The organism is Ectothiorhodospira shaposhnikovii (assembly GCF_016584105.1).
GTDB classification, from domain to species: Bacteria; Pseudomonadota; Gammaproteobacteria; order Ectothiorhodospirales; family Ectothiorhodospiraceae; genus Ectothiorhodospira; species Ectothiorhodospira shaposhnikovii.
In genome coordinates this window covers 1-19779 of sequence record NZ_NRSM01000041.1, presented here as the reverse complement: position 1 = coordinate 19779, position 19779 = coordinate 1, and the positions used below count along the sequence as shown (strand labels likewise).

The 19779-nt window shown below is 56.2% G+C and carries 16 protein-coding genes and 1 pseudogene; all 17 read right to left on the bottom strand.

What is annotated here, in order from left to right:
- Positions 1-149 precede the first annotated feature (149 nt).
- The gene (locus CKO35_RS16155; protein WP_200177146.1) at positions 150-857 is read right to left on the bottom strand and encodes a class I SAM-dependent methyltransferase; all 708 of its coding nucleotides are present in this window, start codon (positions 855-857) and stop codon (positions 150-152) included.
- Positions 858-862: 5 nt separating this feature from the next.
- On the bottom strand, positions 863-2050 hold the full coding sequence (locus CKO35_RS16150; RefSeq protein ID WP_200177145.1) for a glycosyltransferase: 1188 nt from the start codon (positions 2048-2050) through the stop codon (positions 863-865).
- On the bottom strand, positions 2047-4380 hold the full coding sequence (locus CKO35_RS16145) for a glycosyltransferase family 4 protein (protein ID WP_200177144.1): 2334 nt from the start codon (positions 4378-4380) through the stop codon (positions 2047-2049). Before CKO35_RS16145 ends, CKO35_RS16150 begins: the two co-directional genes overlap by 4 nt.
- A complete protein-coding gene (locus CKO35_RS16140) occupies positions 4377-5477 on the bottom strand; it encodes an ATP-grasp domain-containing protein (protein WP_200177143.1) in 1101 nt (366 codons plus the stop codon). The genes CKO35_RS16145 and CKO35_RS16140 overlap by 4 nt, the downstream gene beginning before the upstream one ends.
- A 150-nt stretch (positions 5478-5627) precedes the next feature.
- The gene (locus CKO35_RS16135; RefSeq protein ID WP_200177142.1) at positions 5628-7181 is read right to left on the bottom strand and encodes a hypothetical protein; all 1554 of its coding nucleotides are present in this window, start codon (positions 7179-7181) and stop codon (positions 5628-5630) included.
- A 577-nt stretch (positions 7182-7758) separates the two neighbouring features.
- Positions 7759-8442 (bottom strand): annotated as a pseudogene (locus CKO35_RS18545) (CapA family protein).
- Between the two features lie 367 nt (positions 8443-8809).
- Positions 8810-10084, bottom strand: coding sequence for an O-antigen ligase family protein (locus tag CKO35_RS16120; RefSeq protein ID WP_200177140.1), 1275 nt, complete (start codon positions 10082-10084; stop codon positions 8810-8812).
- A gap of 36 nt (positions 10085-10120) precedes the next feature.
- The gene (locus CKO35_RS16115; RefSeq protein ID WP_200177139.1) at positions 10121-11281 is read right to left on the bottom strand and encodes a glycosyltransferase family 4 protein; all 1161 of its coding nucleotides are present in this window, start codon (positions 11279-11281) and stop codon (positions 10121-10123) included.
- A 218-nt stretch (positions 11282-11499) separates the two neighbouring features.
- Complete coding sequence (gene murB / locus CKO35_RS16110) at positions 11500-12480, bottom strand: UDP-N-acetylmuramate dehydrogenase (protein ID WP_200177138.1); 981 nt, start codon at positions 12478-12480, stop codon at positions 11500-11502.
- Complete coding sequence (locus CKO35_RS16105; RefSeq protein ID WP_200177137.1) at positions 12468-13739, bottom strand: UDP-N-acetylglucosamine 1-carboxyvinyltransferase; 1272 nt, start codon at positions 13737-13739, stop codon at positions 12468-12470. Before CKO35_RS16105 ends, murB begins: the two co-directional genes overlap by 13 nt.
- On the bottom strand, positions 13732-15027 hold the full coding sequence (locus tag CKO35_RS16100) for a lipopolysaccharide biosynthesis protein (protein ID WP_200177136.1): 1296 nt from the start codon (positions 15025-15027) through the stop codon (positions 13732-13734). The genes CKO35_RS16105 and CKO35_RS16100 overlap by 8 nt, the downstream gene beginning before the upstream one ends.
- A 231-nt stretch (positions 15028-15258) precedes the next feature.
- Entirely contained in the window at positions 15259-16869 is a 1611-nt protein-coding gene (locus tag CKO35_RS16095; protein WP_200177135.1) for an aminotransferase class I/II-fold pyridoxal phosphate-dependent enzyme, read from the bottom strand.
- A complete protein-coding gene (locus CKO35_RS16090; RefSeq protein WP_200177134.1) occupies positions 16862-17149 on the bottom strand; it encodes a hypothetical protein in 288 nt (95 codons plus the stop codon). Before CKO35_RS16090 ends, CKO35_RS16095 begins: the two co-directional genes overlap by 8 nt.
- Positions 17150-17165: 16 nt before the next feature.
- Entirely contained in the window at positions 17166-17744 is a 579-nt protein-coding gene (locus tag CKO35_RS16085) for an acyltransferase (RefSeq protein WP_200177133.1), read from the bottom strand.
- Between the two features lie 52 nt (positions 17745-17796).
- On the bottom strand, positions 17797-18846 hold the full coding sequence (locus tag CKO35_RS16080) for a Gfo/Idh/MocA family protein (RefSeq protein WP_200177132.1): 1050 nt from the start codon (positions 18844-18846) through the stop codon (positions 17797-17799).
- Positions 18847-18875: 29 nt separating this feature from the next.
- Positions 18876-19217 (bottom strand): MarR family EPS-associated transcriptional regulator, encoded by a 342-nt coding sequence (locus tag CKO35_RS16075; protein ID WP_242467286.1) that lies wholly within the window; start codon positions 19215-19217, stop codon positions 18876-18878.
- A 247-nt stretch (positions 19218-19464) separates the two neighbouring features.
- A partial coding sequence (gene nusG / locus CKO35_RS16070) for a transcription termination/antitermination protein NusG (RefSeq protein WP_242467284.1) occupies positions 19465-19779 on the bottom strand: 315 nt, incomplete at its 5' end.

Here is a 19779-nt window from a genome sequence, read left to right as displayed (position 1 = left end):
AGTACATCGAGATGGAGTACAACAGCGACCGGCTCCACTCGTCCCTGGGGTACATCACCCCTCAGCAACATTTTTTAGCGGTTGCTGCTTAATCCGTGTCCGCTGCGACTTGACCAGAACATTCTGCGGCCAATGAATGTAATCCCTACTCATCGCTCGAGGGTATCCTTGCGCCGCGCCACGAACAGGAGATTGAAAGGCATCAGAACTGCCAGAGGAATCGATTTAGTCTCAATAATCTCAAACCACCGAGTGGCATCTTTAAGGAAGTGATAGGCGTCAAAACCAACCTGCCTTCCTTGGTCATACTGGCTGACGTCTGTCCAACCCGAGAACGCATGACGCAGCGCCATGCCGAAATTCATTCCGTCGAGCCCGAATCCGGTTACACCTCGAGCAACGAATTTCATCAGTGCTGGATAGCCAATCTCGATCGGTACCGAGCAAACCAATACCCCCCCTGGCCGCAGCACGCGATGAATCTCCGCGATCGCATCAAGCCGCCTCTCGGGTATCAGATGGAGCGTCTCAAACGAGACCACTACGTCGAAGGATGCATCAGGCAAACCCAGATCCCGCGCGTCTGCGGTAATGACTTCTTCCCCGGGGTGGGCCGCCTGAAATTCCAGCGTGTGGTTTTCGTAGTAATTAATGCTGACCACACGCTCAACCAAAGGCTTCCAAAACGGAAGCCCAATGCCATCTGCGGCCCCAATATCCAAGAGATCTCGCCGCATTCCCTCTGCGGCATGCCGGCTAATGGCATCCGAAGCCGCCCGAAAGCGAGCAAATCGCTGCCAGGATACGAAACGCCCTCCTTTTAGGATGCGTTCACTGTAGGTCATTTTCTGATTCATCGGCATCATCCACGCAGGCGCGCTCCCATAAAGTTCAATATCCGCCTCGCCCTTTGATCGACGTCGAATTCCCTCGAGCGCCTCACTGCTGCATCCGCCATAGCCTTCCGACGCTGTGGATCATCTCTAAGGCTCATGATCGCCCCCCGAAGTGCCGAGACGTCCCACGGGTCAATCCGGATCGACATCGTCTCGTCCAGGACATCATCATTGAATTCACCAATTGAACTGATGATCGGTAATCCACAGGCCATCGCCTCGATCAGTGCATTGCACGAGCCTTCGATAACTGTGGGAAGGGCGAAGACATCGCATGCAGAAAGCAGGTCTGGTAGCTGATTGTGTGGGACACGCCCACAAAACGCAGTGTTCGATGCTTGGGGCGGAACCGGTCCGGAGCCAGCAAACACCCCTGCCACCCCCTCCAACCCATCAATCGCCTGTCCCACGCGAACGATTCCCTTTTTCTCAAGAAAGTTACCCACTGCCCCCACCAAAAACTGGTCTTTGGGAAGTCCAAACCGCTCTCGTGCTATAGCGCGATCGCGCGGATAAAAGCTATTGAGGTCTGTTCCGTTAGGAAACACTTCGATTAGGGCCGAAGAGAGGTAAAGTTCAGAGACCAAGATTCTCTTCAACGCCGTTGAGTTTGCAATAAATGCTGTAGCTTTTGGCAAGAAACGACGGGCGTGCTCCCAGCCGAATTGCCTGACCGTCCACATCTCTCCCTCTCCGACACCTGGGAAAGCATCGATACCCAACTCCTCACCAACCCTGATCGCCGCAGCTCCCGACAGGTAAAGAAAATGTCCATAAATAGCGTCAGGCTTCAGTCCCTCATGACTAATCACCCTTCGAACGGCGGCCGTAAACCGATTCAGTGTCACAAACGAAGGGCTCAACCGGCCCATGAAAGCAAAACCCTCTCGAGCCGACACTGAAATGTAACGTGGCCGAAAAACCTCAACCACAATTCCGTTGCCTACATCCAGCGTCTCGCGTTCGTGAAAGCGCACCTGCCGTATCGCCTCGTGGATCGGAACTGGGTGAATGACAGAACATCGCACACCCTGCCTAGCGACTGCGTGTACCAGTTGCTGCACAAACGTCCCATTCGTCGGTGCCCAGGGTGCGGGATAGTTTGAGCAAACGATGACCAGATGCCGGACTGGGTGAGTGGATATCAGATTCATGGACTGAGCACTCTCTCATAGAGATCCACCAGCTTCCCGGCATGCTTGTCCCAATTGTATTCGGTCTCGAAAAGTTCCCTTCCCTTCCTACCTAACCGTAACCTAAGCGCTTCATCATAAAATAGTTCTGAGATTTTTTGAGCGATCGCTTCAGGGTCATCCGGCGTCACAACCAATCCACATCCAGCGTCCGCGACGAAAGCTCTCAATCCTGGAAAATCCGAACATAGAACTGGAATTCTCGCCGCCATATACTCGATAACCTTAACCGCATTCTCTCCGGGATAATAGAGAAAGCCAGCCAGCGGCTGATATAGTGCAAGTCCGACGTGGGCATGCGTATAAAATTCATGTAATCGCGTCCATGGTATCCGCCCATGAAGAATCACACGCGGCTCTGCACGCAACGCATCTAACAGTTCCTGATCACGGCCGGTACCGATCACATGCAAACGTAACTCAGGCATCGGCAATTGTTTCAGAGCATCCAACGCCATACCCAAACCGCGTTCCCGGGTAACTCCCCCAACGTAAATCAGGTTGAATGTTTCTGTTACCTCCGGATCTGCCGGAGCCGTGAAGTCCAGACGAGGATAATTGCCCAGAATCACCGGGTGACAATGCCCGAACTTATTCGCCAGATGGCGATCGGCTACGATAACCCCGTCGAACGCCCTAGCCGCATTTCGCTCGAACCACCACCAGAACGAAGGGAACCATCCGACAAGCCATGGCTTCCGTCGCAAGCGGTCCTGGAGGCTTGCTTGATAGTCGTCGTGAACGTCATAGATCACCCGTCGCCCGAAAAGCTTCAGCAATAGCCCAGGGGGGATCAGATCTGGGTCATGAATTTGGAAGAGATCCACTCGACTCCTCATCGCCCACCAAAGGATTGGTAGGAACGCGGTCCATCGCCGCCATTTCGAACCTCTTTTGGGCATTTTTGGGCATGGAACCAAGGTCACCCCATGCTGAGTTGACCCTTTTTCATGCGGGACAACAAAAGAACTCCTGTACCCGCAATCCAAGGCCGTGCGAGCCATCCGATGTAGAATGCGTTCGTCTTCGGGATTATGGCCACTCGCAAGCTGGCACACCCAGGGAACCCGCGCTTCTTTCTTTTTCGCGGAGGCCTTGGTCTTCGCTCGCGAGATTTGCTCTTTCACTGTGAACACCCCAAAAATATTGCTCCTTAGCCCTGACCACTGCTGCCGGGTATAGCACCGCGCATAATGTGTTGCTTCCCGGATTCCGAAGGGCCGCCATGCATACCTAGACCACAACGTTCTTAGACTTCGGAATTCGAATCGAAAGGCACGATAGAACGAATACAACGGGTTGACCCAATAACGGTACTGCTTTTCCCTCTCTGAAGGCGCAAGCAATGGCCATCCCAAGTAGTTGCTCACCAGAGCGCAACCGGAAACAGCTTCGATGAGTCCATGCTGCAACCAGAACCGAGGGTTCAATTCCGTCACCTTGAACTCTCTGGATTGGTCATCGAACACGAATTCCATTTCGAAGGGTCCTTCGTAGGCCATGGCCTTCAGGATCGCCTCGGCCTGTTCCATCAGCTCTGCAAGGGGCGAAATGCGCTCGACGAGATCACCGCCACCCGTCCCCGGCGGGTATTGCAGAACCTTACGAGTGCAGAAAAGGTGCCGAGAGTCAGGCCCGAACCAACCGCACACCGACACATTGTCTTCGTTGCGTATACTCAGCAGTTCCTGAAAGCTCAGATCGGCTTGCCCGAGCCCTCGGGAGCCGTAATCCTTGAGGACAGAGTGAAAGCCATCGCGCCCCCGAACGACTCGGACGCGTTCCCGTTGCGCCACCCCGTACCACGACATTCGGGGCCGCACGATGAATTCGTTCCCGAAGGCCGCAAAGGGATCCTCGTCGCCAGCAATCGTCCGCGGGACTTTCGCCAATCCGCGTTGCTCGATGAAGCGACAGAAACGGTAACGGTCCAGGATGTCTGTGAGGTGCGTGGCTGAACCCAGAAAACAGTGCAGAGGAGACTCTGGGTGAGTTTTGGTCCAAGCCTTGAAGGCGGGGTGGTAACGCTCGTCGGTGAAAAAGACCGCGACCCGACCAGAATCTCCGTATCGCGCCTCGATGAGCGCCGGCAATTCTTCCGGTTCATTAATCGCGACCGCCCACTGTTCTACCCCGCGGTTATTAATACCAGCGAAACCCGGGGGCTCAGAGGCATCACGGAGCAGTACTAGATTCCCCGCATATCCCAGCCGACTTAAATTCTGGATAATGGTGTGTGCATTGATCCCAGCACCGCACACCACAGCCTTCGAGAAGGATGCAACTGTCATCGTTGGCCTCGGGCTTCCAGCATCTGCAAAACCACTTGGACGCGTGCATTAGCGCAGGCATTGCGCGCAAAATCCCCCTCCTCAAACACCCAACTTGCATTGGTCACGTTCCGCACAAAACGACCACGCTTCCCGTTCACTCGAGCCTGATCTACCGCCACACTAGCTCCAAACACGGTTTGCAGCTCGTTCACCAGCAACCGTCCATCACTCGTCTCGAACACATCGACATCCATGCTTAAGAATCCGCCGGCCTCCGTTACCTTCTCCAGTAGGTCAAGGTGGCGATCCTCCGGTGGTGTCCAGTCCACCCGTCCCGAGCCGCTGTGGAAACTCCCCCGCCGCCCTTTGCGATGCCCAAAGAACAATTCGCCGATTCGAACGAGCCGCCATTCATCGACGTCCTCTAGATATTCTTGGATAAGTACGGCACCCCGTTCCGCCATGAACCTGTGCCGCCGTCTTGGCACCAAGCCACTCGAGAACGCCCTGGCAACGATTCGCTGCAATTCACTCCGCGACCGAACGATCCAGACCCCGCTGCTAGCGGCGCCCAGTCGCGTCTTCACCACCACTGGAAGCGTCACATTGGCAGCAAAGTCCCGCGCTTCCACCTCATGGTAAAACAGCGCGGTTTCAGGGTGTGGGACGCCTTTGGCATCCATCCAGTCACGCTGCCGGCATTTATCCTCGAACAGCCAGGTTTCGCGATATGTCGGAAACACCAACAGGCCAAGATCCTGCTCCATGATTCGCAGGCGATTGTCATAGGCATCTCGCCAAGCCTGCGTATTCGCTGATGGCCATGCCAGAAAAGCGTCGCACCCCGCATGTCCAATGGCATCCAACCAGTCGTTCCGGGAAATGTCCAGCAACCGATATGAGATTCCCATCTCGCGGCAGGCAGCGATATAGTGTTTGTGATACTGAAACACCTCTTCCAATATTCCGAGTCGCACCCGACACCCCGGCACGTCATAGTGCCTGGGTTCATCAACGAATGGATTCGCTCGCAGACGGCGCAGCCGATCACGCTCCAACATCGGAACGTAACGTCGCATCCACGCGCCCAACGACGCAGGAACAAGACGGCTCATCGGTTTATCCCGACAAATGGTGACTGAACGCAGACACTGTCACTTAGTGATTCCCCCCGGCTAGGAATAAGACCTTGCCAAATCGGCGTAACCGACGAGTGACGGCGAGACCAAAACAACTTCCGTCTTCCATCTGTAGGATTCATATTATTACCATCGAATTCGGTCTCGGAAATGCAAAAGGACTAACCCCAAGTAGAGCGTTGCAGGACGCTGACTATTGTGCAACAGGGCAAGATGAAAACGGTCGTCAGGGAGAATTTCTAATAACACCTCTTCGATATCTTGAAACAGCGGTGCTATTTTCTTCAGCTTACCAAACGCCTCCACCGCATGATATTGGACGCCTTGCGACCGTCTTCGAATTCGGTTAATTGCCATCCTGTCCGGCACAATCGCTCTGAGATGATTACGCAGGTGGTACTGCAGGTTCGTTGTGCGTGGAACATAGCCGTCGTTATAGACAATATCGCCCAATTTAGGCATGAGCCGCTTGATCAATGCGGCTTCGTATTCCCCACCAAGACCGATATGCGGAGTCGCAGCCAACCCACCCGCGATCACGGCTTTTTCAGTAAAGGGTGCGTTCACGTAGACGAGCTGATTGTGCGCATTCAGAATATTTGCATCACTGTCTGGAACTCTTATTTCCGAATAGAACCGACGAAGGTCCGTTAGAGAAACGGCGCCTTCGAATTGAATTCCGAGACGTTGACTCACCGTTTCGCAGATACTCTGCCGTATCACCTTGTAGTGCTCTCGATCCCGCAGAAGTGCGGGTCCAAAAGGAAAGAATACGTGCCGCTCCATCCAATCATGAACGTCCACCTTTCCATTTCGAGTGCCCGTATGATTTCGGAAGATTTCCCCCCCAAGCCCATTAAAGAAGACTGAATGGCCTGAAAATACACGACGGTAGTATTTCTGCGTGAAGGTCTCCTGCAGCGCGCCACGCTGCCGTGAGCTGCAACCGTCAAAAAAATGCAAGCAATCATCAGCGACAGCTTCAACCTCTTCTCGATCAAGTTCCTCGAGGCGCTTGCTACTGTATTTTTCTGGCACCAACCCCATAGCCATCCCAATTTTGTCCACGACACCATGTTCTTTTGTGTGCACACCCATGGTGTTGTGCGTAAAGAGAGATATGCTCAACCCGCCTCTTATTGAAGCTGCCAGCAACAGCCTGCTGTCGTAGCCAGCGGAAACACCAAGAAGACCCGCGCCATCGCTGGCCGCCTGTTCCGCTTCCATCAACCTGGAGCCAAGCAGCTCCGCGTTCTCGTCCAGTGACTCCGCAAGTGAACTTGATCCCCGCTCCGGCATCGTTACCTGTTCGGGGCGCCGAATTGCCACACCGCGTGTCGCACCAGCAGAACCCGGGATGCGGCCCGGCTCGCACCGAACCACCTGCTTGAACAGCGTCTCTGATCCGAAAATCTCCCCCGTAGCAATTTTCTGCCCAAGGGCGACTTGGTTCAATTCAAGCTTGCCGGGACACGCCCATGCGGTCGCCAAAAACGAAGACGCGAAGAAATCGCCGGAGTCAAGCCCGTAGATCCGCAGAATACCCAAGCTGTCCTGGTGAAGCGTGATACCCAAGGCGTCACTGACTAGAACTACGTAGTGACCACGCATCTGGCCTAGAACTTTACCCACAGAAGCTGGTGATTCGAGAAGACGCTTGCGCGTTTCCGTGTAGCTCAAGCCTGGCAACAAAGGGCTGCCGAAAACAGCTACGGTGCCCCCATCCACAGAGGTCCGGACGTTTTCTTCGCAACAAAGCGTTTTGCAAGCCGCTGCTAATCGCCAACACCCAAGCTCTATGGTTGCACCCAGATGAAGACTTTTCCGGGAGAATGCATCTCTAGCCGCCTCCACATGACCGGAAAAGTCCCTCCTGTATAGAATAAACCCAGCCATTCACTGTTTCTCACGACATAGCGTTTCGCGATAATGAATCAGAACATCTCGGTGCGCTTCTGCCCGAATCAAGTTTAGTATTTCCGCGGCTCTTTTAGTGCTTATTGCGGGCTTCATATAAGGGAAACGTCGGACTATTCTTCGAAGCCAGTGACTCCCAATCATAACCTCCGAAAACTTCGTTCCACCCAGTGTTTCGACAATAGTGGACCATTCCCTACGGTAAGCTTCCTCGTCTCGAATTATTGTGTTTAGACGCCGAAACTCCCCGAGTGCACTTGCTCGCTCCCTACCCTTCATCGGTAGATGCATACTGCTCTCTTCGTCCAAGCGTCCCAAGGGCACAATTTCATATCCCAATCTACCCGCAGGAGTCGTGCAATCGATTTCTATAGCATAGGATGGAAGTGGGGATCGTCTCACCGAAGGGTTTCCTGTGATCGCAAGAAAGTCGCCCTGGCCGTAACAGACTCCACCCAGACTTGTAATCTTCTATCGGCCCTCCCATATGCGAGTGCTGACAGATGACAGCATCTGCCCCAGCTTCGACCAGAAACTGGCATCGGGTTCGCTGATTCGGCGAAGGAAATGGCACGTACTCCACACCAGCATAAAACAGTACAATAACTCTTTGGGCACCGCCCTCCCAGGCAGCTCGTATGGCTCGTAAGCTATCTCGCTCGTTGTAGACCGCTACTCCTACCTTACCTTTTCGTGGGGCGCCAAATTCATTCTGCGCCATTCCAATGAGGGCAAGTCGCACATTCCCGACCTCAATGTGCAAGGGTTGCATTCCTTCAATCACTGAACTGCCGGCACCAAAGAATTCGATCTTAGCTCTAGCTAAGTGTGCTAAAGTTTATTCAACATCGGCACTACCGAAATCAATCATGTGGTTATTGGCTAAGGTTACTGCTTCAAGGCCTAGCGATTGAAGCCCATTTACCAAACGACTCGGAGCGAGCCGGCTTTTACCAGTCTTGTGGATCGTGGGCAGACCATCACCGAAGACTCCCTCTAGGTTACCTACCACATAGGCACCCATTTTCCATGGAATCCGCGCCCCAGGCACTGGGAGCAGCGTCGGATTTACATCGCCTACAACCACAAGATTAAGGACTTTTTATAATACATCCAGACTAACCAATGATTTTAATAAACTTACTCTGAATTGCCTCTCGACACCAAATAGAGCGGCATAAGCAATCCCAGAACCCCTGCTACCACCAATTGTGCAGCGTTCATTTATTATCAAACCTTTTGAACAACTGCTAAGCTCAGAACCTGATGAGACGCTTGACCAGCACAATACTCTGGGGTCAATCTGAACCCCAGTAACTCCCTAAGCACCGACGCTCTGTGCGAGTAAGGGGAAAACTCCATTGCAGCCAAAATAAGCGCCACACAACATCCTAAGGTGCCCTTCGCCAATCTACGGGGTATAACTGTAGTCCTTTCCGATCGACTAAGCTTTGCTGTAGCGCTGATTGCGCCAGCCAATCCCTCCTGACCCGCATCGCCAAAGAATTAAAGACAATAAATGCGAACATTGTATGCGGAGCATAATATTGATGTGATCCTAAACCGAGGATCATAAATCCGAGCAGAAACGCGAGATATACGGCACCAACACTTTGCGTTACTTTTTCACGATAGAGACGCAACGCGAGGCGCAGCGTAAGAAAAAGAATCAAAGTCCATAGGACAAGTCCGACCACGCCCATAGAAACCAAAAGGTCAACAAATACATTATGCGGGTTTCTCCCATAAATCGTGGAATCCTGGATAACGGTCACACCAAGGCCAAATGGAAAATGGCTTAGTCCTGCGGAGAGCGACAAAAAAATAATCTGACTTCTTGCCTCAACTCCTCGCCCAAACAGTTCCTCCTCGAATCGGTCGCGCAGGATGAAATTGCTTTCCAGAAAGCTCAAGCCTATCACCCCAAGTTCCATAAATATCCAGCCCGCGATACTTCCAAACACAATAACCAAGATCAAATTTTGTAAATGGCGTCGTAGAACGAGCGCTAAAATCAGCGCTAATACGATCGCGGCAGCAATGGCTGTTTTACGCGAACCTGAAAATATCATCATGAGTATAAAGAAGCCGAAAATAATCCAGATCAGCGTTACAGGAATCCGCCCCCATCTATTCAATGCCAATAGAAAGAGAGCACCCAGCGCTCCGTAAAGCATCTGAAAGCCAAACGAATTTGGGTTTCCTAATGCTCCAGCAATTCTCTGCTCGGCCATCCCCATCTCTGTGAAGTCCCCGGATACCAGCCCGTAGGATCCTTGCGCCAAAAACGCGACCAGGAAAATCGCTACCGCAAACGAGATTGACCTCACGTTCATGATAATTCTGTGGCTCGCATACCACAGCACCGCAATCCCAAGCATCGTATAGGCACCCGACAAAGCAAGATCGGGCCGCGGTGAAATTGGGACTATGACTACGGCCCAGATTACGAGGGAGACATATAGGAGCCAGGCCTGATTCTTCCAGTAAACACTTTTCTCCAACAAAACCACTACTGCTAGCGCTAACGCAATGGAGCCATACTGACCAATAACTAGCAGATCTGGTAGCCGGCTTACAAATAGGAACCCGCCGGTCAGAATCAGCCACGATATCTGATAAATCCAGCTTACTGGAATCTCGGCCCGAAACCGGGAATTCGGCATTCTGCTAACCATTCTGTTTCCCCACCTGAAGAGCAGTTACTGTCTTGGGCGGCGGGATAAACGATATCGTCTTACCGTAATCCGGATCAGCTGTTGCGCGATATCGAATAACGAGGCTGAAGATTTCGTTGCCTTATCGTAAAGAAGGTCGTACCTTTCTTGAACCGAACGTATATCAAAGTGCTTTCGCGCGAACTCTTCAACTTCACTTGCAACGTTCCGCATTAACACCGGGCTCTCTAACATATCCGCAACCCGTTTTATCTCAGCATCCTTAGACAAATCCCCAAGGTCTGTCCGGTCAGAAAAATTATATTTAAGAAAATGGTGCAACCTTTCTGGAGAGGCAAGTACCGGCACGTCCAACCCACGGATGGGTGCCAAGACCGGGATTCCCTCCATCGCTGCCTCCATTGCACCGCGGCCCGTTCCTACAATGATATCACCAAGACGAATCAGCCGTGCTGCATTAGTAGTATATTTTTCTTCCGTGATCAGGGTCGCATTATCTACCTTCAACGCTTTGGCTTTTTCATAGCACTCAAGATGATCAACATTCCCAATAATGACAACGTGCACGTTAACACCCATATTTTTCAGCATTGCCCCCAACTTAATGGTGCCGAGGATACTTCGGGAGTGATGAGTTCCGAAACGCGCAATACGCAAGATGACCTTGTCGCAACTTGGCAACCTATCTCGAATATTCTCAATCGCAGAATGATCCTGGGTTACCTTTGCCACCCTATTTGGTATTAGGTAGAGGCCTGCATCATTTACACACCGTTGCGTCAGGCCTTTTTTGTTTTCTTCGCTGAAAAGAATCAAATTATCAAAGCGGGGGAAATACCCTTTCGGGGTCGGCCCGCCACACAGAGTAAACATCAAGCGGGAGCCAGTTAAGATACTGACGACCCGGGCATACCAATATGCTTCGACGTCGAACGCATGGATGATTTCGATATTCTCTTGCGTTACTATATCTTTCACTTTCCGAATCAGGCGGACGCTAGGTAGCTCGCCTTCTATATGACGATAATATGGGAGGCCATTTAGCGCCTTGGACGGCCTGGGTCCAATGCTTGCCGCTAACACATGGTGGCGTTCCGCCATTAAGCCGGCAGTCGCTTTGAGGCTATATTGATGACCTCCGCCACCATGGTTGGTGACTGAAATTAGATAGAGTATTCGCATCATTTTAAGGGACTTTTATTTTCTGGGCTCCGGCAACGAAGAAATCATTCCTTTCTTTCGAGGTCTGCAGTTTCGATGCTGATCAGGTTGTTCGGAGAAACGGGGAAACTTGTGACCTGTAGTACTAGGCAGGCCTTGGAATGGAAGTATCCCCCAAGTCTTTCTACCCAGAGCATTTCGAAGCGCTTATGACCGCTAGCGGGCGAACCGACTGTCAGCCGTCAAGGAGTTTGCTTCGACTGCACAACTTGGTCGGCAGGCATGATCTCACCCTCAGTGGTCACATAGCAGGCCTCGGCTTCCATCTGATGGCCTGTGGCCCTTTTGACTTCGACGCTAATTCGCGCAATCAATTGAAGAACGTCTCGCGCTAGAGCGCTTCCGCTGTTGACGATGAAGTTTGCGTGCTGGCACGAAACGAGTGCGCCGCCGACCCGCAATCCTTTGAATCCGAGCCGTTCGATCGCGGCTCCGGGCGGGCCAATGTCGGCATACATAGCTGGGTTGCTTTTAAAGACGGAGCCGCAGTTGGGCTCCTTGCGAGGAAACTTATGGCGGCGGTCCGCGAGGATCTGCAGCATTTGCCGACGAATCGCGGAACGTTCACCCTGCGCGAACCGCAAGGAAACGGCCGTAATGATCTCGCCATTGCTTTGATATACCGATTGGCGATACGCGAAGTCGCAGCCCGCACCCACCCGATGGATATCGCAACCTGCCACATCGACGCTATAAATTTTCAGGACGTTGGTACCGATTCCCTTGCGCTGACTACCCCCGTTCATACAGACCAATCCGCCGAGCGTACCCGGGATACCGCAGGTGTGTTCGGCGCCGGTTAGCCCAGCGTGCATGAGTCGTCGCGCGAATCCTGGAACCCATACCCCGGCCTCGGCGGTGACTTCCGCACCCCGCACCGACATGTGCGCCATCCGGGGGCCGATCTGGATGCACGGCACGTGCAAGCCTTCATCTGCGAACAGCAGGTTGCTGGTCATGCCAATGACCACGTGGTGGATCGCACGTTCATGAAACCAGCGACGCAGCGCCGCCACCTGGGTACCGGAACTCGGCTGGAGGATCAGGTCCGCCCGACCGCCGATTCGCCATCGACTGATTCGGGCAAGATCCACGTCGCGAAACACGCCGCCCGGACAAATCTCCGAAAGCACCCTGTGGTCGGCATCGGTCAGTCGTTCCATTCGACGGACGCCCCCAGGTTCCGCAACTTGTCCGCAAAGCCAACATAGCCGCGGCTGATCTGCCACGCGTCGGTGATGACGGTCTCGCCTTCTGCGATCAACCCGCAGAGCGCAAGCGCGGCACCGGCACGCAGGTCAAGCGCACGAACCGTCGCGCCGTTGAGTCTGCCTCCAGAACCCTGGATCTTCAGCATATCGCCCGCCACCTCGTATAGCAGACCCATGCGGGACATCTCCCCCGCGTAGCCGTAACGGCCCGGAAACCGCAGATCAATGATTCGCGACTCGCCCCGCGCCTTTGCGGCCCATGCGGCCAGGATGGGCTGGACGTCGGAATTGATCCCCGGGTGGGGTCCGGTGCTGATCTCTATTGGATAACAGGCACCGCCCCGTACGATCAGGGAGTCGTCTCCGGGATACAGACGGGCTCCTGCTGCCCGAAGATGCGCCAACACCACCTCGAGGTCACGATACGGAAAATCCCGGATTTCGACGTCACCATCGGTGATCACGGCCGCCGCCAGCCAGGTGATCGCCTCCATGTTATCGGCCATCACGCGGTGCTCGGCACCCGCCAAATCTTCCACCCCGGTCACCTCGACGTGCTCCTGCCCGAATACGCGGATCTTCGCTCCCATGCGTCTCAGGAGTGCGATCAGATCAAGGATTTCCGGGCGAATATGCGGGTTCCAAATCCGGGTAACCCCACAGGCCAAAGTCGCTGAGAGAATGGCATTCTCTGTTGCACCCGTGGAGCGGATCGGCAGGTGGATGTCGGTGCCCACGAGACCACCCTTCGGTGCCTCTGCCAAGAGCATCTCATCCTCTTCCCATACCCGCGCCCCTAGCCGTTCGAGCAGCATGACGTGTAGATCGTGACTCCGATCACCAAGCTTGCAACCGCCCGGAAGAGGTACCGCGCCCGCTCCAAAGCGCGTCGTCAATGCGCCCAGGATGAGGAGCGTGTTGCGGATCGAACGCGCTTCCCATTCAAGTCGCGTTCGCAGCGTATCTTGCTCCGAGATGGTAATGCCATCCTCACCCCGCGACTTACAAACCTTTCCGAGGCGCCGGAGCATGTCGACGTGAATTTGGGCGTCGAGCAGCGACGCGGGGTAATTTCGCAAGGTGACTCGGCCAGACGTAAGGAGACTTGCCGCCAGTAATCTCAGCGCAGAATTCTTTGCCCCAGCGATGGACACATGGCCGTAGAGACGCGATTGCCCGGCAACTTTCAAAGTACCCGCGTTTTCACTCATTTTTTTTGATTATGCCAAGTGCCCAAAACACCGTCACCATGTAATGCAAGGACAAAAGCACGGCGTAGGCTGTGATTGCAAGAACGGGAGACCAATCCAAGTACCCGGCGGCAGCGAACAGCATGAGAACAAGAATGACCCGTTGCACATTCAGAACCAACAGGCTTCTTTGTCGCTCGAAGATGTAAAACAGGTGAGCGACAGGTGTTTGTATAAACTGGAAAAATAGATAAATAGCCAGAATCGAGGCGAAGACCCCAGCTAGCTCCCAATTTCCCCCGAATACTATCCTAAACAGTTCCGGACCAAAGACGAGTAGGATTATCGTCGGTACCGCAGCGAAGAACGCAAGGCGTTTGAGCACGGCGATGGTAAGCTGCCGAATCTCCTCACCTCTGCGGCGGCCAATGTTCGCAGCCTCCGCATAGAACGCTTTGGCTGTCGTTTGCCCTAGGAGGCCGAGTGGAAGCCCAATGGCCGCCATAGCCAGGCCGAACTGGCCCGTGGTTTCAGCATCATAAAGCGTGGCAATAAAGAGAACCGGTGCCTGGGCAGAGAAGACGAGCAGGACTTGGGATGGTAACCGATAAATTGGAAACCCCCGATGACGGACCGCAACGCGCTCCAAACGGGAACGGCGAACATGCCGCCTGTTCGCTCGGAACTCAGCCCAAAAGTGCCTCAGAAGCGTCCCGATCCCACCGCTCTTAGCCACTACCTGGCCGATCAGCAACCCGATCGGCCAGGCACCAAAAAAACCGAACGAAACCTTCACCAACGCGCCTGCGGCACTTTGAGTAACGTTCGTGTAGGCAATGACCTTGTAAGCCCGACGCCTCGTGGCCCAGAGCGACAGCATCTCGTAGGTTCCAGAGCCAATCAGGCCGAGGACGATCAACCACCACCAGGGTGCGAGGACCTCCATCGACATCAACGCGAGCATGGGCTCCGCAAAAAACGCGAGTCCGATCGCGAGCAGTGTTCCGGTGACCAGCATCAGCCCGGCAGAGAGCACCATCAAGTTCATCGCAAGGCCATCGTGCCGGGGTAGCGGTACCGCCAGGATGTAGCGGAGTGTCAGCAGTGGCGCCATCAACGCAATCAAGGCGGTAAATACCGCCATCACGCCGAAGTCCTCGGGCGTGTAGAGGCGCGTGAGGATCGGAATCGAAGCGATGCCAATTACGCGCGCGAGTCCGCTGCCCAAGGCGAGGGTAGCCATACCGCGGAAGACGGCGGCGGTGTCGCGGTTGCCGAGGAAGCGAGTGGTTAAGGTGGAGAATTTCAAAGTGCAAGGCACACAGGTTTAAGCCCGAGGTTGTCTAGTCATATTGTGGTCGCTCTGCTTCCGGATCCGTTTGCCCGAGCAGACACGATATCCGAAGAAGCTTGTCGCCCCGATGCATGACTCAGCTCAAGAATGAGGTCACGGAAGAGCATAGATATCAGGAAGACGGAGTGCGCTCCGTTTGTGCAAGGGTCGCCTCTGGCTTCGCGGGATTCCTTAAGCTCTTGTGGACTATCGACAGCAATACTCCAAGGATCTCAATTTACACGCCTCTTCCACTGTTCCCACGATCCGCATCTGCTCCCCTTCCCCCAGCATGGGATGCATCGGCAGGCTGATCACCCGTTGACTGATGCGTTCAGAGACCGGCAGGCCCTGTGCCGGGCAGCGGGCCTGGCCCGTGGTGAAGGCGGGCTGGTGATGGAGGGGTACGGGATAGTGGACGGCGGTGGGGGTGCCCCGGGCCTTGAGGGCTTCCTGCACCGCTTCCCGGTTTTCCACCTGGAGGGTGTATTGGGCGAACACGCTGGTGTTGTGGGGGGCGATATGGGGGACGATGACGCGGTCTCCCAGCCGCTCCTGAAACAGCCTGTTGTAGCGCTCACCCAGCTGGGCGCGGGCTTCCACTTCCTGGGGGAATCGGTCCAGCTTGGCCAGCACGATGGCGGCCTGCAGGGTGTCCATGCGGCCATTGAGGCCGATGCGGGGATGGTGGTAGCGCCGGTCCTGGCCGTGGACGCGGATCTCGCGCATGGCTTTGGCCAGGTGATCGTCATGGGTGAACAAGGCACCGCCGTCGCCGTAGCCTCCCAGGGGTTTGCTGGGGAAAAAGCTGGTGGAGCCGATGGTGGACAGCCCGCAGGAGCGCCGGCCCTTGTAGGTGGCGCCAAAGGATTGGGCGCCGTCCTCGATCACCGGCAGGCCGTGTTTTTCGGCGATGGCGTTGATGGCGTCGAGGTCGGCGCACTGGCCATACAGGCTCACGGGCATGATGGCCCGGGTGTTGGGCGTGATGGCGGCTTCGATCTGGTCGGGGTCGATGTTGTAGGTGTGTGGGTCGATGTCCACGAACACGGGAGTGGCGCCCAGCAGGGCGATCATCTCGCCGGTGGCGATGAAGGTGAACGGGGTGGTGATCACTTCGTCGCCGGGGCCGATCCCCAGGGCCATCATGGCGATCAGCAAGGTGTCGGTGCCGCTGCTGGCGGTGATGCAGTGGGGCACGCCCACGTAGTCGGCCAGGCGGGCTTCCAGTTCGCGGACTTCGGGGCCCATGATGTATTGGCCGTGGCGCAGCACGGACTCGATGCGCCTTTCCAGTTCAGGGCGGATGCGGCGCTGCTGGGCGGCCAGGTCGATGAAGGCCAGGGGGCTAGCGTCGGCCTCGGGAGTCTTTCGGAGTCGGGCCAGTGCCTCCTTGGGCGCGATGGCCTCGCATTCTCCCAGCGTGTCGAAGGTGTCGTCGAGGGTGACAATGGCCACCTGGGCCCCATGCAGGCTGCGGGCGCTGATGGCGATCTGTGCGTCTTCGACATCCCGGGCCTCGAGATACAGGCTGTGTTGCTCAAACCCCGGTACAGTGCTGATGTTGACGCTTTTCAGCAATTGGGCCATCAGTTGCCGAACGATGTCTCTGGCCTGCTCGGGCTGGGCGCCGAGGGTTTTAAGGCGTCTTCGCGTCACGTACTCCAGCGTTGGGAGTGAGCTGGCGCAGAGCCACAGGGTGACATGTCCTTCCTGTGCCTGATCGAGCAGTTGGGTGGTGGCGTTCGTATCGATCTCAGGATCCAGCCACATGTCGATGATGACGCTGACATCAAGGATGTAATGCCACTCAGCCACGACGCTTTTCCTCCCAGGCCTCTGCGCGGAGTTCCCGGCGTTCTTCCTTGCTCAATGAGGTGTTCTGCGGCGATTGCAATAGATCGCGGATGGGGGCCTGGATGGCCTTGAGCTCTTCGATGAAGCCGGAAGGGGTGGCCTGCGGGGCCTTTGGGGGTTGTGGCATCGATTCGATCTCTTCATCGGGGATGTCGATGCGGACTCGGATATCGTGTGGTTTCAGGCGCACCGGGGTGGTGAAGTGGATACGCCCTGCGCGGTAGATGGCGTCAAGTTGCATGGTTCGTTCTCGTGTTTCATGCGCGGCTGAGGGTGGTGCCCCGGAGGGTGTAGCACGTACCGGTGGCAGGACACTCTGCGGTGGCTTCGCCTTGCAGCGGCAGGTCGAGTTGTTCGCCGTGTTCGCTCATCCAGCCGATCTGCCGGGCGGGTACGCCCACCATGAGGGCGTAGGGTTTCACGTCCTTGTTGATCACGGCGCCGGCGCCGATGAAGGCGTGTTCGCCGATGGTGACCCCGCACACGATGGTGCAGTTGGCCCCAAGGGTGGCGCCGCGCCTGACCCGCGTGGGGCGGTATTCGTCTTTGCGGGGGACGGCCGAGCGTGGGTTGTAGACGTTGGTGAACACCATGCTGGGGCCGCAGAACACGTCGTCTTCCAGGGTGACGTCGTCGTAGACGGAGACGTTGTTCTGGATCTTGACGTTGTTGCCGATGACCACGCGGTTGCCCACGAAGACGTTCTGCCCCAGGGAGCAGGCCTGACCGATGACGGCCCCGCCGCAGACGTGGACCCAGTGCCAGATGCGGGTGCCGGGGCCGATGCGTGCGCCTTCGTCGATGATGGCGGTGGGGTGAATGGTGATGTCGTGCATGATCCGCCCGGGAGTGGGGTGTCTTGTTCGAGGGCCGGTGTGCCCTGCCCTTTCAGTACTCTAGCGGCAGGGAGACTGTCTTGCCATCGCGGGCCGAGAGGTAGGCGGCGATGAGCACTTCCAGTGATTTGAGGCCTTCGCGTCCATCGGTTTCGGGTTTTGCGTCGCCGCGAAGGCTGTCGATGACGTTCTTGTAGTAGAGCGGATGCCCGAAGCCGTAGACCGAGGTGGTTTCGTAGTTGGCGTTTTTGATCTGCTCGTCGTAGTCCCGGGGTTCGTCGAAGTCCCAGAGTTGGATGTCGTTGACGGCGACGCCGCCGACACGGACCGAGCCTTTTTCACCCAGGATGGTGATGGAGCCTTCGAGGTTTTTGGGATAGGTGAGCATGGTCACGCTCATGGAGCCCAGGGCGCCGTTGCGCCAGCGCACGTTGAGCACGCCGGTGTCTTCCACTTCGATGTCGCGGGTGGTGCTGACCATGGCCTGGACCTTGTCCACCGGGCCGATGAGCCAGTCGAGCAGGTCCACATAGTGGCTGGCCTGGTTCATGAAGGCGCCGCCGTCGAACTCCCAGGTGCCACGCCATTTGTGCTGGTCGTAGTAGGACTGGGGTCGTGCCCAGAAGACGTTGAGGTGGACCATGTGGATGCGACCGAAGCGTTTTTCCATCACGGCGCGCTTGAGCAGTTGCAGGGTGGCGTTGCGGCGGTTCTGCTTGACCACGAAGAGATAGACCCCGGCCTCGTCACAGGCCTTGACCATGCGCACGCCGTCCTGCCAGCGGGTGGCCATGGGTTTTTCGGTCATGACGTTCACGCCGTGCCGGGCGGCGAGGATGGTTTGTTCCGGGTGCAGTCCGCTGGGGCTGCAGAGGGCGACCAGGTCGGGTTTTTCTTCGGTGAGCAGGTCTTGCATGCGGGCATACCCGGGCACCTGGTGGGTTTCCTGGTGGGCCTTGAGGGTTTGCGGGTCTGTGTCGCAGACCGCGCAGAGTTCCATGTCTTCGGTGTGTTCCTGAATGGCACCGAAGTGGTTTTTGGAAATACGTCCGCAGCCGATGACGGCGATACGGATTTTGCGGTTCTTGATGATGGGGAACATGGGTCTTCCCTGTGGGGTGGGAGGTTGCTTCAGCGCCCTGGCTTGCGCGGTTGAGCGGGTTCGCGTGGCTCGGTTTTCACGTCTTCCCCCAGTTCCCTCTTCAACACCTCAATCTCCCGCTGAATCGCCTCGCATTCCTTTTGCTTGCGTGCCAGGAAGGCGCGGGTGATGCGCAGCTTTTCCGTGAGGCCCTTGGGGGTGAGCAGGTAGGCGTAGGCGCGTTTGTTCTGGCTGTTGCGGAAGTTTTCGGCCTTCACCAGGCCCTTGTCGATGAGGGCGCGCAGGCTGTAGTGGGTGGCGCCCAGGCTCACGCCCAGCGCTTGTGCCAGTTCCCGCTGGGTGAGCTGGGGGTTGTCGGCCAGCAGACGCAGGAGCCGCAGGCGAATGGTGTCGCTGTGGGTGTCCAAGGTGGAGCTTGGCGGGCTGGGTATTTGATGGCTTGAGGGGCTGCAGGCATGCTGCCGCCATCTTCGTGCATGTTTGGGGGATGCATGAAGGAAGCGGGTCCGGTCCCTGGGAATTCAGGGGGGGCGCTCGACCGCGGGTGCGGTTTTGGTTGTTCAGGGTTTGAACGGTACTGGTTTTTTGGGGGGTGGGCAAGAGGAATTTTGGGATGGGCTATGGAGCGTGCGTAATGGCGTCGATGGGGACAGTGACGGGGCTGTGCTGGCCCAGGAGAGTCATCATCACGGTGACGCGGTCCTTGGCGCAGGTGGAGATGATGCCGGTGTGGCCGGCCAGGGGGCCGTCGGTGAGGCGGACGGTGTCGCCGGGCCTGAAAAGGCTGGCGGCGGTGTCCGGGTCCAGGTGCTGCAGGGTCTGTTCCAGGGTGTGGAGTTCCTGAAGCAGACGGGGGGCGATGGTGGCCGGGGTGTGGCCGAAGCAGATCACTCGGCTGACGCCGCAGGTGCTGCGGACGGGGGCGATGCCCTG

What these genes read in the sequence shown, in the direction of transcription:
- murB (WP_200177138.1), bottom strand. Translation starts at nt 12,480, where the DNA reads ATGGAACGACTGACCGATGCCGACCACAGGGTGCTTTCGGAGATTTGT.
- CKO35_RS16155 (WP_200177146.1), bottom strand. Translation starts at nt 857, where the DNA reads ATGAATCAGAAAATGACCTACAGTGAACGCATCCTAAAAGGAGGGCGT.
- CKO35_RS16080 (WP_200177132.1), bottom strand. Translation starts at nt 18,846, where the DNA reads ATGTTCCCCATCATCAAGAACCGCAAAATCCGTATCGCCGTCATCGGC.
- CKO35_RS16115 (WP_200177139.1), bottom strand. Translation starts at nt 11,281, where the DNA reads ATGATGCGAATACTCTATCTAATTTCAGTCACCAACCATGGTGGCGGA.
- CKO35_RS16120 (WP_200177140.1), bottom strand. Translation starts at nt 10,084, where the DNA reads ATGCCGAATTCCCGGTTTCGGGCCGAGATTCCAGTAAGCTGGATTTAT.
- CKO35_RS16105 (WP_200177137.1), bottom strand. Translation starts at nt 13,739, where the DNA reads ATGAGTGAAAACGCGGGTACTTTGAAAGTTGCCGGGCAATCGCGTCTC.
- CKO35_RS16090 (WP_200177134.1), bottom strand. Translation starts at nt 17,149, where the DNA reads ATGCAACTTGACGCCATCTACCGCGCAGGGCGTATCCACTTCACCACC.
- CKO35_RS16150 (WP_200177145.1), bottom strand. Translation starts at nt 2,050, where the DNA reads ATGAATCTGATATCCACTCACCCAGTCCGGCATCTGGTCATCGTTTGC.
- CKO35_RS16140 (WP_200177143.1), bottom strand. Translation starts at nt 5,477, where the DNA reads ATGAGCCGTCTTGTTCCTGCGTCGTTGGGCGCGTGGATGCGACGTTAC.
- CKO35_RS16085 (WP_200177133.1), bottom strand. Translation starts at nt 17,744, where the DNA reads ATGCACGACATCACCATTCACCCCACCGCCATCATCGACGAAGGCGCA.
- CKO35_RS16145 (WP_200177144.1), bottom strand. Translation starts at nt 4,380, where the DNA reads ATGACAGTTGCATCCTTCTCGAAGGCTGTGGTGTGCGGTGCTGGGATC.